The following is a 14,624-nucleotide window of genomic DNA, read 5'->3' as shown; positions in this document are numbered from 1 at the left end:
TTATTCTACGAATGTTGTCCGAGCTTCCGCTCGGCTGGCCGAAGACGGAGCGCGACGGCTCCGGCCTGTGCGATACGACGGCGATGAAATTTTTGCAGCAAGCCACGCACTTCCGGCCAGCTTTCCTGCTGAAACGCGCGCTCCATCGCCGCGAGCGCATCAAGGCTAGCGGGGTCTGCTTCGATCTCCGCCCGGCGGAAAACATGGCTCCGGTCAACGAGATTCGCGATGGCATATCGCAATTCGCGATTAGGGGTGAGAAGCGCAATCGCGCGAAAAAGTCGCCCGATTCGCGCGATATAATCGTCCCCCTCCGCCGCACAGACCGGCCCCTCGAGCGACGTGACGCTGCCCGGCGCGCGTAGCGCAAGTCCGAGCAACAGTTGCGACCAGCTATAGAGATCGCGCAGGTCGTTCTCGTTACAGACAGGCTGGCGGAAGCCGTCCTGATGCCAGCTTTCGATGAGCCGTTCCCCGGTAAGCCGGTGCAAGGCATCGCGCACCGGGGTGGCGCTCGCCGCAAGTTCGCGCGCCAGATGCACCGGATCGAGCCGCGCGCCCGGCTCGATCTGGCCCGCCATGATGCGTGCCTTGATTTCGAGATAGACGCGTTCCATCGTCGCGCCCGGACTCATGATCGGATCTCCGCGTCGACGGCCGCTCGTTGCCCTGCAACATGTGCGGCGAGCAGCTCGGCCTGATCGGGCCGCAATGCATCGACCGCCGCCAGCGGATCAACGGGATAGCCGTCGAACAATAGCGACGGGCACTGGCCTTCAAAATTGCCGAGATTAGGGCGATGCTGGGCATAGCCCGCCAGCGCGGCGAGCGCGGGCGGAAAATCCTTCGCAATCTCGGGCGGATAGGCGAGCCACTGATTTTCATAGGGTTTGAGCCATCCGAGGCAATAGCTGGTGATCAGCGCGCGGCGCACAGCCTGACTCGCATTGCCGCCCGCGCCGTGCAAGGTTGATCCAAGAAAGATAATGGCATCGCCGGGATCGGCTTCGGCAATGATCGGATCCCCCGTCGGCGCGCTTGCCAGTGCCGCCGCGCCATGACTGTCGGGCCAGATGCGTGTTGCGCCATTGGCGCAGGTAAAGCGCGTGAGCGGCCACATGACATTGACAAGATATTCGACCTCACCATGCACGGCTTGCCACATATCCTGATCGCGATGCGGAAATTGCGCGAGCGCGCCCGGATGGATCTCGATGGCCTGGGTCAGGTTGAGCTGGACGCGGTCGCACCAGGGACCGAGCATGGTTTCGACAATTTGCGAAATAACAGGATTCAGGACCAGCCCGGCCACACGCGACGAGCGGATCAGGAGACGGCCGAAGCGCTTGGTACGCGCGCCGTAAAAGCCGCCTTCGCAAAAAGGGGTTGCCTCAAACCGGTCCGAAAGATCCGCTTCAATCTCGGCGATGCGGGTCGGCGCGACGAGGCCGCGTACTATGACATAGCCATGAAGAGCCAGCTGCCTTGCCGCATCATCGCCGCAGGAAGCCTGGGTGAGACTCTTGTCCATCCTAAATCTCCTCAGGCAGCTTCGGCAGCGCATGTTTGGGACGTCGGGACTGTGACATCTGCTGCAGATATCCCCGCAGCGGCGAGGCGCGCGATGACAGCGGCGTCGATATCAATTCGCAGCCCCGTCAGCATGCGACCATCGCACCGCTGGGCTTGCCCCAGAGCATAACAATCCCATCCGAAGGTGCGGATCTGTTCGAACCAGGAAAGTTCGGCAACGCCGGTGTAAGAGCCGATGCCATTCTCGAGCGCAAATCGGGCCAGCCCGACCAACAAGGCGTCGCGCGCCTCGCGGCGCAGATTGGCGCCGATCCTGCGCGACAGGCAGAAGCGCGTGATTTCCCATATATCCGCCCCTTGCGGGACAGTCCCGTCAACAAGTTGCGGGTAGAGGCTGTCGAGCAGAGCGGGGCGCGTTGTGGCTAGCAACCGCGCCGACGCAAGATGCGCGCCCGCACGATCGGTAACAATGAGGTAGACGGCTTCGCCGTCGTCGAAATGATCAACTTCAAAGCGCCCCGCCAGCACCGGCAGATCCCATTTGAGCAGATCGACGAAGACCTGCTTGCGCGCTTCGAACATCTCGCGAAGCGCTTTATGTTCCAAATCCCGGTTACGATGATCAACTATGCGAAGCATCCCATGTCTCCCTTGATGGATAAGAGACAGAGGATTTGAGCCGGAAAAATTTGTCCCGCTATACCAAGAAATGGGGGGTCAGCGCGCGGCGATCTCGCCGAAATGGAGGGTTCCGTCGAATAGCGCCCGGACAATCAGCATCCCGCGCGTGTCGGCGTCATAACGTTCGCGCGCATGGCGGATATGATCGACGACTGTCATATGACCGATGCCGAGAATGCGCGAGATCTCCCAGTCTGTCTTGCCGCGCGCGGCCCACAGCAGGCATTCGCGCTGGCGTTCGGTCAGACGCTGGTGCGGCTTGTCGGGCGCCCCGTAGACACGCCGCGCAGCTTCGAAAGCGAAATTTGCGATCGACTGCGCAAATATGAGCGCAGCCGCATCGGGTGTCTCGCCGCGCCGCCAGGCGAAAGAGCATGAGCCATGTGCGTCGCCCGGAACATGCGCCGGGATCGTCAATCCGTCACCGATACCATGCGCCCGCGCGCGGGCGAAGACGGTCCAGTCATCCGGAGCGAGCGGCGCGGATTGAAGCATGTCATGCCAGAAGAAGCCTGCCGCTGTTCGATGGCACAGGCGATGCACCGGGTCATGGACGCCCAGCCGCTGGGTGTCGAACCATATAGCCCATTCGTCAGGATAATTGTGGACCCGCAATCCTGTCCCGGGCGCGCCGAGAAAATCGACATGGTGGCTGAGGGCAAAATAATGGCAATCGAGGTGGCGGCAAACTTCGCCAAGAAGATCTTCAAGATCGGCGGCCACGGTAATGCGCGTAAAACCGTCCGCCATATGCTGGGCCGCGTCAAAAGTCGGCATTGTCATATTGCGAACCAACGCGGCGTTTCAAGCCGTCGCCGTCAGTCCGCCCTTTCGATCGGTCCGCACCGGCATTGGTCTCTCGAGGAACCACCGGGGCAGGATGAAAGGCCCCGCCGCAAATCACACGGCTGAAAAATATACGAGAGGCGTTTATCAGGACGCGTTGGAAATATTTCAACTATATTATGAACATATTATCTGATGGCAAACACCGGCGCACCCGACGGATCGCCCTGCGGGACGAACTGGCAGTCCGCCGGTCCTTACCGGGCGCTTTTGCAGGCCGACCGGCGCGCCTTTGCCTGGGAATGGCTGCGCCGCCACCTCCCCTATCGCGCGGCATGGCGAGATCGCTTCGTTCCGCCGACCGAATTTGGTCTGCTGGCTTATGAAGATCCCAATCGCGCAACGCCCGACGCACGTCCGATTTGGGCCAATGAAGCGGACCCGCAGGTCCTAAAGAGCAGACCGAGGTCGGGTTGCCTCCGGGTGGGCGACATGTTCGACATCAGATGCTTTGCCGATCTTGTTGCGGTGGCCGTGGACGAGAGCGGAACTGAACATTGGCTCTTGAGCGACGGGCAGTGGATGGTGCGGCTCGACCTTCATGACGGCACAATGCTTGGTGGACCGGTGCTCCTCGAACATCATCTCGTCGGCTTCGAAACGGCGGCACAAAAACTGGCTGCCCTCAGACAACTCGGCGCGCTCGCGCATCATGGCGACTTGCCGCCCTCGCTTCGTCCCCGCGAACGTCGCGCGCCGCGCTGGATCCTCGAACTGCGAACCGCCGATGCGCTCGCAGCAGGGGCCACGCAACAGGATATGGCGCGCATCTTCTTCGGGGCCGCGATCGCCAACTCACGCTGGCGCAGCGAAAGCGACTCCTACCGTTTACGCGTCCGGCGTCTGGTGCGCGCGGCCAATACATATCTTGACGACCCCTTCCTTGGGCCTTGGTTCCGATAACGCGTTGACCATAATGCCATATCGGGCAGCACAGAATATGTCCGTATCCTAACAAGGGGTCACCCAACGCCCATCCGCCTGGCAGTCCTGACCATCGTTCCGGTGGTCAGGCCGGGAGACGACGCATGGTTGATCTGACTGTCATCTGCGCCGCTACTATCGGCTTTGCGGTCATCGCCCATGTTGTGTTGGGTGGCGTTGATCTGGTCATCGACGCGGAGGAATTTGAGTAACGGGCAGCGAAAAACTTTGTCGAATTATTTTTGAGGGTTAGTCGTCTCGTCTGCGTATTGAGTGGGGGAATTTATGTAAAAATTTACCCTATAGTATTGAATTCACTAAATTTTCAATTTTCAGAAAATCACTATTGACTTGTATATACAACCAATGCTCTTTGACGGAAATCAGGACAGGGAGCATGAGATGAAAACGAAAACGACACTGCTCGTCGGAGCGGCAATGATGGTCAGCATTTCCACACCCGCCATGGCGCAATCGGATACAAACAACAGCGGTACCGAGGCTTCAAATGGCGCCAGCCAAAGTGATATCATCGTCACGGGTTCGCGAATCAGGCGGCAAGACCTCGCGGGCGTAGGCCCGGCGACCGTCGTATCTGCAGAGCAAATCGAAAACACCGGCATCGTCAACATAGAGACAGTCCTGCAGCGGCTGCCAGCCAATGCCGGTTTCGCCGGCAACCAGACGTCGGCCTATTGGACCAGTAACGGATATGGCACAGCACAGGTGAACCTGCGCGGTCTCGGCATCAAGCGCACACTCGTCCTCTTGAATGGCCGTCGCCTCGTAGCGGGTGGCACCGGAGCAAATTCGTCACCCGATCTTAATATGATCCCTGTCGTCGCGCTTGCACGCACCGACGTCCTCAAGGACGGGGCATCCGCGATTTATGGCGCTGACGCGATGGCAGGTGTCGTCAACCTCGTCACGCGAACCAACTATGAAGGCCTCGGCATCAGTGCACGCTATGGCATCACTGGTAAGGGCGATGGATCAGATTTTTCAGCCGATCTGATCTGGGGCATCCGCAATGATCGCGGCGGCGTGATGATTGCAGCGACCTACCAGAAAACCAGCGCGGTGAATATGGCAAGCCGAGCACCTTGTTCGCTCGCCGAAGTAACACCGGGCTCGCTGTCCTGTGTCAACAGCGCATCGACGATCGGCGGTCGCGCGGTGCTGCCCAATGGTCAACAGATCAACTTCAACCAGACCCCCGGCGGTGACGGCAATTTCTTTGAACCGTACAGCCCGGCAAAGCATAATTTCAATTCGGCGCCTTTCCTCAACGCCGTCAGCCCGGTCGAGCGCATCAGCACAGCCTTTTTCGCCGATTACGACCTCAGCGATAATATCACAGCATTTGGTGAGTTTCTCTACACCTTTCGCAAATCCAATCAGATCGCGACGCCAGGAACGCTCCGTAACCTCGCTATTTCGGCAAGCAACCCGACAAACCCGACCGGCCAAGACATCGTTCTGATCCAGCGCCGACTTGCCGAACCCGGCCCGCGGCAGTTTTTCCAAGAAACCGATACATGGCAAGGAACCTTTGGCCTGCGCGGCAAATTGTCCAACGACTGGGCATGGGAAGTTGCGGGCGCCTTTGGCCGCAACACCGCTGTGGATGGTTCGACAAACATCGCCAATCTCGAGCGCGTTCGCAACTCGATCGATGCTAGCAAGTGCAGCGTGACCGTTGGGGCGGCCATCCCCTGTGGTGATTATCTCGGTGCCGGTGACCTGACACCAGAAGTGCTTGATTACATCCTTTTCACATCGCGAGACCGCGGCGGCAACGAACTGGCGACGGTGACGGCCGACCTTAATGGCAGCCTCTTCGATTTGCCCGCCGGGCCAGTGTCGTTCGCGGCCGGCGTCGTCTATCGCAAGGAAAAAGGCTGGCGCGATCCCGACCCCCTGACTGTGCTCGGAATTGCCAATACCAACCAGCAAGATCCAATTTCAGGGTCGAGCAAAGCAAAGGAAGCCTATCTTGAGCTCTCGGTGCCGGTGCTCTCCGATGCTCCCTTCTTTAAATCGCTGACGCTCGACGGTGCAGTTCGCTATTCGGACTATAATCTTTTCGGTGGCGACTGGAATTACAAGCTGAGCGCCGACTGGAAGATCAACGACAGCGTCCGGCTGCGCGGCACCTATGGCACTGGCTTTCGCATCCCCAACGTCCCCGAATTATTTGGTGGCGTATCCGAAGGCAATCTGACAACGACCGATCCGTGCAGCCGCTATTCGACCAGCGGCAATGCGACCCTGATCGCCAATTGTCAGGCGACGGGTGTGCCTACCAATTATGTTCAGCTGGGCACCTCGATCCTCACGACGGTGGGCGGCAACCAGAATTTGAAACCCGAAAGTTCAACGACCTGGACGATCGGCACTGTGGTCCAGCCAAAGGGACTTGTTCCCGGCCTGTCACTCACCGCCGATTGGTTTGATATCGACATCAAGGATGCAATCCGCGCGATCCCCGGTTCGACCAAGCTTGCCGTTTGCTATGCCAGCACCAATCTTTCCAGCACATTCTGCGACGATTTCACCCGCAGCCCGCTCACCGGCGAAATCACGGCCCTCTCGGCGCAGCCGATTAACACCGGTCGAGAACAGATGAGTGGGCTTGATCTGGGCCTGGTCTACAACCGCTCAATGGGCGATGTTGCCGTTTCGCTGGACATCAACGCCACTTATCTCAACAAATATGTGATCAGTCCCTTTGTTGGCGGCGCCCCGATCCTGTTCGACGGCTTTATCGGTGGCGGCAATGGCGGATATCCGAAATGGCGCGGCTATGGCGTACTAACAGCCGCCAAGGATGGCATCATAGCAACATGGTCAGCCCAGTGGATCGGCGAGGCTACCGATTTCAACGCAGCGCCGGGCGATGTCGGGTACAGCACTCCCAACATCTTTTACCACAATGTCCAATTGGCCTTTGAAGTTGACGAGCGCACGCGCTTCCAGCTTGGCGTCGACAATCTTTTCGACAAGAAGCCCCCCTATATCCAGAGCTTCACTGACGCCAATACCGACACGATGACCTATGATCTGCTGGGTCGTCGATTCTACGTCGGTTTCCGTACCGCCTTTTGATCCGGGGAGAGGATTGGTGGCAAAGATACGCTGGCCGCTGGTTGTCAGACGTTTCCACAAGTGGATAGCGTTATTCGTGGGTCTTCAGGTCCTGTTGTGGACGCTGACCGGCTTTTACATGGTCGTCGTCCATATCGACACGATCCACGGCGACCATCTGGTGCGCGCGCAAGCCCCACAAACCTTTGACCTTACTCGCCTGGTGCCGCCGTCGCATATTGCGGCAGCGGCACCAGGATCATCCGAAATACGACTGCAACGTTATTTCGGCGCACCGGTCTGGCGTGCCGAAACCCCCGAAGGCGCGATGCTTTACGATGCCAAGGTAGGAACCCGTCTGGCGCCTCCGGACGAACGGCAAATTCGGGCACTTGCTCGGCGAATCTACACCGGCCAAGGCAAGATAGTCGCGGTCAAACTTCTCACTACAGCACCGATGGAAATGCAATCGCGGCAGCCCCCATATTGGCAGGTAGAATTTGAGGGCTGGAATCGGCCGACACTCTATCTTTCACCCGAAACCGGCGAGTTATTATCACGGCGCCATGCCCTGTGGCGGATATTCGATTTCGCCTGGATGCTCCACATCATGGATTATGACGAGCGTAGCGACGTCAACAATCCGCTCTTGCGCGTCGCGACTTGGAGTGCATTCGCCATGGCGGTTACAGGTGCCTGGCTCTTGATCTGGTCATTCAAGCGCCGCAAAAGGAAAAAGGCATGAAACGCCCTCGTCTAACGCCGCTTTTCTTTCGCCGTATCCACAAATGGGTCGGCCTGATTCTCGGCCTACAGTTCATCCTGTGGGCGCTTAGCGGATCGGTGATGGCTCTGCTCGACAAAGACGAAGTCGGCGGACATGCCATGGCCGCTGCCCAAGCGCCTCCCCTCCCGGCGGACATTGCGCCCGTCGATTTTGTAACGATAGCCGGGGCCGAGCCTATTTCAGGCATCGTGCTACGCGATCTGGCGGGACAACCCGTCTATGAGCTGGAAACAAAGCATGGCGTACGACTGGCCGATGCCATCACAGGAAAGCCCATAATCGTCGATGCTGCGATGGCAGGAGCGGTGGCGTCGATGATGAACGATTCACCGATCCGCAACACCGCGCTACTTAGCAAGCCCAATCTCGAGGCACGCGATTTCAACGGTGCCATGTGGCGGGTCAATTTTGCCGACGAAGCGAATAGCAGCGCCTATATATCCCAAGCAACGGGCCGATTTCTGGTTATGCGAGGCGATACCTGGCGAACGTGGGACTTCTTCTGGATGCTGCATAATATGGACTATATCAATCGGAAGAGTTTCAATCATCCGCTCATCATCTTTGTGGCATTCGGCGTGCTCTGGCTATCGGGGACCGGATTCTATCTCTTGTTCAAAAGTTTCAGCCGCGTTGATTTCCGCTGGCTGCGCCGTCGCAAAGCGCCTCATGCGAAACAAATAACGTCAGCCTCATAAAGGCCGATTCAGCGATCGCCGACCGAGTGGCTCGCCGATAGCTCGAAACGACTGCCCGGATGCGTCAGCCAAGCATGAGATACCAGCCGCGACCGGCTCCATGTCTTTCTTGTCATGACCAGAACAGGCTCATGCTCAACGAGACCCAATAAGCTGCAAATGCGCTCGTCGGGTATTTCAGCGCGAACACGGTGCTCGAAATGTTCGAGTGGCGCCACACGCGTCAGATATTCATTCGGAGTGGTCCGAGTAAAATCGATATTGTGATAGTCGGGAGCTATTGAGGCAAGCACGAAGCGCTCCTCCAACTGGATCGGTAATTCGGCTTCGTGATGGACGATGATGGAATGGAACAAACGCGTTCCTACCGCCACCTCAAGGAACGACGCCGTCGCGGCCGTCGCGATCTGCGCTTCGTTGAGGATCACACGAGCATAATAGTCATGCCCTCTTTCACGAATCTCTACCGCAATATTACGAATCTCGATCATCTGCCCGATCGGCTTGGGTTCGGCGACAAATGAGCCAATGCCGACGCGGCGCAACAGAACGCCCGCAGTTTGCAGCTCACGTAACGCCCGATTGGCTGTCATTCGCGACACGCTAAACTGCTCGACAAGTTCGGCCTCAGACGGAACACGGTCGCCCGGTTTCAACGAACCTTGGCGAATGGCGTCAGTAAGGAATTGCTTGATCGCTGCATAACGCGGCGAATTATGATCAGTGGACTCTTGTCGCGGTTTGAGAAAATCATTCAAATGCGGATTATTCAGCTGCCCCATAGTTCCAGTCTATATAGGCAAGAATCTCTGTCCGCCATAGCTTCGAGCACCCAAATATTCCGCAAAATTCGCGCTACTAACTGTTCTCAAGATATCGAGTATGCAACCAGTCCATCGGGTAGACCGTAGCGATGGCTTGTCGCGCATTATGGACCGCTCCAAAACATCTTCGTCGCGTAAAGGATGCCCGCGCGCTTCGACTAAGCTGTGGCCTATGTTCAGGAATAATCAAGTTGCGACAAGCAGATAGGTCAGAACTGACATAAATGAGAGCTCGTCGGCTGATACGAACAGGTCCGCCAAGGCGAGCCAATCAACAATGACGGAAAATACTATCGCCCATACCGCTAGACTGGTTCTACAGCGTCCCTGGCACCGCGGATGGATATCCAGAATATGATTGAGCCGATGGCAACAATAAGACCGGCAATCAGAAAATTGTCGGCTGTCGAGTGGCTAATCAACCAAATAGTCAGCAAAAATCCAATTGCTGGGATTGTCAGCCCTCCCCTCAATTTGAACTGACCCTTGTCCGCAGCAATTGTCTTTTCAATCTTTGGTAAAGACGCGATGCACAGAGCGTAGCTCAGCAGCCGAGCGAAGGTGCTAAGCGTAACGAGCCACACAAAGCCCTGACTGACAGCCAAACCCATACTAAAAACGCCGCAGAATAATATCGAGTTCACCGGCACCTTGCCGCGCTCGCTTACCTTGCCGAACCAGGCTGGCAGGCTCCCATCGCACGACAGCGCGAAGGTAAGCCGCGGCGCCGTAAGCAACGAAGTTAGGCTTCCGCCACCAACTGAGAATATAACACCTAACCCAAGGAGCAGCGCGCCTGTCGGGCCCATCAGCCTTTCGGCGACCTCGACAAGCGGCGCGTCGCTTCCACCCAGATCCGGTCCCACCGACACGACGACGAACTGGATGAGAGCATAGCATATCGAAATGGCGACCACCGTGCCAACCAGCGTTCTGGGTATTGCTGAGCGCGCATTGCGTGTCTCGCCGGCGGCAATAAGACTGAATTCAAATCCGATAAAGGCATACATCAGGACAAGCATCGTTTGACCGAGCGTCCCGGTGTCCGGCATACTTGCACCGGTTATGCCGCCCCATTCAATGGTCGGAATACCCACCAGAATCAGCAATGCCAGCGGTGCAATCTTCAAGACGCTGATGATGTAGACGCCCGCCATTCCCGCCCGGACGCCGATGATATTCAATAACGTAGCAAGAGAAATATAGCCGACAATCGCGGCGACGTTCAGGATCCCATATGCCAGCGGCGTCCAGAGGGCAGCCGCATAGCTGACAATGATATTTGCACTGGCCGCAATCGCGGCAACACGGCTCACATAGATCAGCAAGCCGGTTTGGAATCCGACATATCGGCCGAATGCGTGGGTCGTGTACGCGACCGGCCCGCCCGTAATTTCGAAGAAACCGGCGGTTCGCGCGAGGGTGAGCGCAACCGAAAGGATCAAAAGCCCGCAAAGGACAAAGACCCAAGGACTGAAATGACCGGTCTGCGCGATCGCGATCGCCGGCAATGCAAAAATGCCGGAGCCGATCACGCCATTCATCGCAATTGTCGCAACGCCAATCTTGCCAATTTCGCGCCGCAGGCGTGAGTCCGAGGCTGCCGTCTGTTTCATCGGCCATCCTCGACATCGGCAAGTTCCTTATAGCCGTTGGAGGTGGCAACCAGAGCGACCCTGTCGCCAGGCGAGATCATATTGTCTTTCAAGAGCCGTTCAAGCCCGGTGAGGGTCGCGGCCGATGACAGCTCGGCGAAACAGCCATGGCGGGCAAGGCGGGCCTGGTCGCGTGCGACTACCCTGTCATCGACAACCACGGAACCGCCGCCGGTGGCACGGATTGCTTCGATCGCCTGATAGGTGACGGTCGAACCGCCGATCGACGTCAATCGCGTCGTTCCAGGAAACGAGCCCGTTATCTTCTCGCCGCCCAACACCGCGCTGATCCGCGCAAATGGTTCGACTGCGAACAGCCGGGGCAGTGATTTGATCAAGCCCATCGCCTTGAGCTGACTAAAACCCTCTGCGAGACCCCAGATCAGATCACCTCTAGATGTCGGAACCAGAACGGCATCGACCATATCCGCACCAACATCTTCGAAGATTTCAAAGGCGATTGTCTTCAGCCCATCCAAACCGAAATGATTGCTGCCAACGGGCGGGTCCAAATAGTTTGTCGCCGGAAATGCTCCCTCATCCTTCACCATAGTGGCGATAAGTTGCCATCGCTCGAGACTTTCCGACGCCGTGACGATCTCGGCACCGGTCATCGCGATGGCGCGCCGATAGATTGGCGACAATGCGGGCGTCGTGACGATGCGGCACTTCAGTCCCGCAGCCGCTGCATAAAGAGCGAGGGATGCTCCGCCATTCCCGCTGGAAGCAGCGACTATTGTCGTCGCCCCCACATCGCGCGCACGTGTTACTGTCAGACAACTCATCCTGTCCTTGTGCGAGCCGCTAGGATTCTGGCCTTCATTCTTAATAAAGACTGCCGCCATATCCAGCTCATCCGCCAAGGACGAGAAATTCACGCAGGATGTTCCGCCTTCGCCCAACGAGACCCACGACGAATAGGGCATCAAAGCCGCGTATCGCAGCATCCCATGGGCGAGACGATTGCTCAGCGTGGAGGGAAATTCGCTATATTTCGACTTTAGCGTCGATGGCTCACCGCGCCCCATACAGGCAGGACAACCCTCAAAATAGTCTCCGATCGCCAATTCCATTTGGCATTGGATGCAGGAATATCCCGACAGCATCGGGTTAAGCCTATGACCAATTTTGCCAGAAGCGATGCCGCGGCGTTTTGGTTTAGGTGAAATTGATTGCGTCACGAACCGCCCCCGCTCCTTAAAGACCGGAGCCGGTCGAAAGCTGCCGAAAGATCAGCGACCAGGTCGTCGCAAGTTTCGAGACCCGCGTGGACACGGATCAAACTCCCCTCGTCGACCGGTTGGCAACTGCGTTCCGGCACGGGCCAGGCTGGCACGATCAGACTCTCGAATCCACCCCAACTGGCGCCCATCTTAAAGAGATTGAAATGATTGAAGAAAGCGGAGGATTCTTGTGGAGACATGTCGTCAAAGAGGACGCCGAACAGGCCCGTTGCCCCGTCAAAATCGCGTTGCCAGATCGCGTGGCCTGGGTCTGACTCAAGCGCTGGATAAAGCACATGGCGAACTTCGGGCTGCTGCTGAAACCAATCGATGAGTTTCAAGGCGTTGCGCTGGTGGCGCTCCAGACGCACATCGAGCGTGCGCAAGCCGCGATGCACAAGGTAACAATCGTCGGGCCCGACGCAGTTTCCCCAATAACGCGCCGCGTCCTTCAGCCTCCTGAATATTGCTTCGTTCGCAGCGGTCATCGCGCCAAGCATGACGTCGGAATGTCCCGACAGATATTTGGTCGCCGCCGCGATCGACACATCGATGCCATGCTCGATCGGTCGGAAATAAAGCGGCGTGGCCCATGTGTTGTCGATCAAAGTGACAATCTCGCGGGCACGCGCCACTGCGGTGATCGCAGCAACATCGGGCATCTCGAACGTCAGCGAACCGGGTGTTTCAAGAAAGATAGCCCGCGTATTAGGGCGGATCAAAGCGACGATATCACTGCCCACGCCAGGATCGAAATAGGAAACCTCGACGCCCATTGCGGTCAAGACATCATCGCAAAATCTGCGCGTTGAACGATAGACGGTATCGATGACCAAAAGGTGATCGCCTGACGACAGAAACGCCGACAGGCTTAGCGAAATGGCCGCCGTTCCGGAGGAGGTTACCACAGTCCTGTGCCCACCTTCGAGCGCGGCGATTGCTGCCTCGAGGGCAAACGTCGTTTCGGTCCCGTACAGACCATAGATAACGTCATCATAGATGCGGCTATGTCGCACCGTATAAGCTTCGACGCTATCATAGGTGATGGTCGAAGCGCGATGGATCGGAGGGTTGAGCAGTCCCGCCCTGTTCGCGGAAGGCGATCCCGAATGAATAAGATTGGTCATTGCCGACACCCTGTGGGAACGGTGACTATATTCGCCGCGTTTGGCGGTCTCGTCATGCATTATAATTGCCTTCTAAACTCGGTGCTTGCCCAACCAAACTGAAATGTCGCAGAAGCACCAAACAGGGCGCAAACTCTCGTCCTCCCGGGTTCAAATCTGCAACCGGGAGAAACTGCTCACGCCTTGTGCCCAGAGACTCCACGGTCTCAGCTAGCTTGAAACTTATCGAAGTCATTCCTTGCGCCCCCGTTTCAACCTTGGTCTATAACCAATAGTAATAACTTGGGAGAATCTTGGATGAATTTGCGTCAGTTGGAAGCCTTTCGGGCAGTCATGCTCACCCGATCGATCACTCAGGCGGCACATTCGATGCACCTGTCGCAGCCGGCGGTCAGCAAACTGATCGCCGACCTCGAATATGCCATCGGCTTCAAGCTTTTTGTTCGGTCGAAGGGTAGCGCCCTTACTGTGACGCCTGAAGCCGAATATTTTTATCTTGAGGTTGAACGCAGCTTCATTGGTGTCGACGCTCTCAAAAAGACCGCGGGCGACATCCGAAACCTCTCCACCGGCAATCTTCACATCGCGTCGCTGCCAGCGCTCGCCTTCAGCTTTCTGCCCCAGGTAATCCGCGTCTTTCGAAATATGCATCCCGGGGTTTCGATCCATCTCGACACGCATAGTTCGTCTACCGTCCGTCAGCTTGTTGCGAACCAGCAGTTCGATATAGGGCTTGCGTCTCGTGCGCATGAGATGGCGGGCATGTCCTCTAGTGTTTTCCTGCGTTCGGTCGGGGCCTGCATATTGCCTCCGGGGCACCGGCTCGCTGATCGCATCTATATCGAACCAGCTGATCTTGCTGGCGAACCCTTCATATCGCTCATGCACGGCGACCAGACGCGGCGACGTATCGACCGCATCTTCGAGGATGCCGGTGTCGAGCGCAATTTGGTGGTCGAGACGCAATATGCCATCACCCATTGCAATCTCGTGGCGCAAGGCGTGGGTTGTTCGATCGTCAATCCGGCAACCACGATCGACTTTCTGGCCCAAGGGCTTGTCGTTCTCCCGTTCCGACCGCGCATCGAGTTCGAATATCTGCTCAATACCCCATCGTTGCGTCCGCTTTCGCAAACGGCTCTGCGCTTCATATCGACCATGACGCAAGTCAGGGATCGCATGCTCGCGGAAGGTGCTTTTGGCGAGCCGCCAGTTGTCGCAAATCCGGATTAGGCCTCG

Annotated in this window: 13 protein-coding genes; 5 read left to right on the top strand and 8 right to left on the bottom strand. The window is 57.4% G+C overall.

Going from position 1 to position 14,624, the window contains the following annotated elements; all coding sequences use genetic code 11:
- Positions 1-5: 5 nt before the first annotated feature.
- The 4 genes from ACR3XE_RS04885 to ACR3XE_RS04870 all read right to left on the bottom strand — a co-directional run bounded on the left by ACR3XE_RS04885 (position 6) and on the right by ACR3XE_RS04870 (position 2,997).
- A complete protein-coding gene (locus tag ACR3XE_RS04885) occupies positions 6-635 on the bottom strand; it encodes a GntR family transcriptional regulator (RefSeq protein WP_473698728.1) in 630 nt (209 codons plus the stop codon).
- Complete coding sequence (locus tag ACR3XE_RS04880; RefSeq protein ID WP_473698729.1) at positions 632-1,531, bottom strand: phytanoyl-CoA dioxygenase family protein; 900 nt, start codon at positions 1,529-1,531, stop codon at positions 632-634. The genes ACR3XE_RS04885 and ACR3XE_RS04880 overlap by 4 nt, the downstream gene beginning before the upstream one ends.
- Before the next feature lie 11 nt (positions 1,532-1,542).
- Positions 1,543-2,172 (bottom strand): acyl-homoserine-lactone synthase, encoded by a 630-nt coding sequence (locus ACR3XE_RS04875; protein WP_473698730.1) that lies wholly within the window; start codon positions 2,170-2,172, stop codon positions 1,543-1,545.
- 78 nt (positions 2,173-2,250) lie between these two features.
- Positions 2,251-2,997, bottom strand: a complete 747-nt coding sequence (locus ACR3XE_RS04870) for a LuxR family transcriptional regulator (RefSeq protein WP_473698731.1) — start codon at positions 2,995-2,997, stop codon at positions 2,251-2,253.
- 198 nt (positions 2,998-3,195) lie between these two features.
- On the opposite strand from ACR3XE_RS04870, the gene ACR3XE_RS04865 reads away from it, so the two are divergent.
- The 4 genes from ACR3XE_RS04865 (at position 3,196) to ACR3XE_RS04850 (ending at position 8,556) form a co-directional block, all read left to right on the top strand.
- Complete coding sequence (locus ACR3XE_RS04865; RefSeq protein WP_473698732.1) at positions 3,196-3,963, top strand: DNA -binding domain-containing protein; 768 nt, start codon at positions 3,196-3,198, stop codon at positions 3,961-3,963.
- A gap of 423 nt (positions 3,964-4,386) precedes the next feature.
- Positions 4,387-7,092: a TonB-dependent receptor domain-containing protein gene (locus ACR3XE_RS04860; protein ID WP_473698733.1), complete on the top strand. Its 2,706-nt coding sequence runs from the start codon at positions 4,387-4,389 to the stop codon at positions 7,090-7,092.
- A gap of 16 nt (positions 7,093-7,108) precedes the next feature.
- The gene (locus ACR3XE_RS04855; protein WP_486185949.1) at positions 7,109-7,816 is read left to right on the top strand and encodes a PepSY domain-containing protein; all 708 of its coding nucleotides are present in this window, start codon (positions 7,109-7,111) and stop codon (positions 7,814-7,816) included.
- Positions 7,813-8,556 (top strand): PepSY domain-containing protein, encoded by a 744-nt coding sequence (locus ACR3XE_RS04850; protein ID WP_473698735.1) that lies wholly within the window; start codon positions 7,813-7,815, stop codon positions 8,554-8,556. The genes ACR3XE_RS04855 and ACR3XE_RS04850 overlap by 4 nt, the downstream gene beginning before the upstream one ends.
- An 8-nt stretch (positions 8,557-8,564) precedes the next feature.
- Here the strand turns inward: ACR3XE_RS04850 and hutC are convergent, their stop codons facing one another.
- The 4 genes from hutC to metC all read right to left on the bottom strand — a co-directional run bounded on the left by hutC (position 8,565) and on the right by metC (position 13,385).
- Entirely contained in the window at positions 8,565-9,338 is a 774-nt protein-coding gene (gene hutC, locus ACR3XE_RS04845) for a histidine utilization transcriptional repressor HutC (protein ID WP_473698736.1), read from the bottom strand.
- A 347-nt stretch (positions 9,339-9,685) separates the two neighbouring features.
- A complete protein-coding gene (locus tag ACR3XE_RS04840) occupies positions 9,686-10,996 on the bottom strand; it encodes an APC family permease (protein ID WP_473698737.1) in 1,311 nt (436 codons plus the stop codon).
- Positions 10,993-11,961: a pyridoxal-phosphate dependent enzyme gene (locus ACR3XE_RS04835; RefSeq protein WP_486186014.1), complete on the bottom strand. Its 969-nt coding sequence runs from the start codon at positions 11,959-11,961 to the stop codon at positions 10,993-10,995. The genes ACR3XE_RS04840 and ACR3XE_RS04835 overlap by 4 nt, the downstream gene beginning before the upstream one ends.
- Positions 11,962-12,212: 251 nt before the next feature.
- Positions 12,213-13,385, bottom strand: a complete 1,173-nt coding sequence (gene metC, locus ACR3XE_RS04830; RefSeq protein WP_473698739.1) for a cystathionine beta-lyase — start codon at positions 13,383-13,385, stop codon at positions 12,213-12,215.
- A gap of 297 nt (positions 13,386-13,682) precedes the next feature.
- Here metC and ACR3XE_RS04825 point away from each other — a divergent pair, with 297 nt between their 5' ends.
- The gene (locus tag ACR3XE_RS04825) at positions 13,683-14,618 is read left to right on the top strand and encodes a LysR family transcriptional regulator (protein ID WP_473698740.1); all 936 of its coding nucleotides are present in this window, start codon (positions 13,683-13,685) and stop codon (positions 14,616-14,618) included.
- Positions 14,619-14,624 lie beyond the last annotated feature (6 nt).

This window comes from Sphingopyxis sp. 10G20-10 (assembly GCF_057365075.1).
This window is presented reverse-complemented; position numbering and strand designations above follow the sequence as displayed.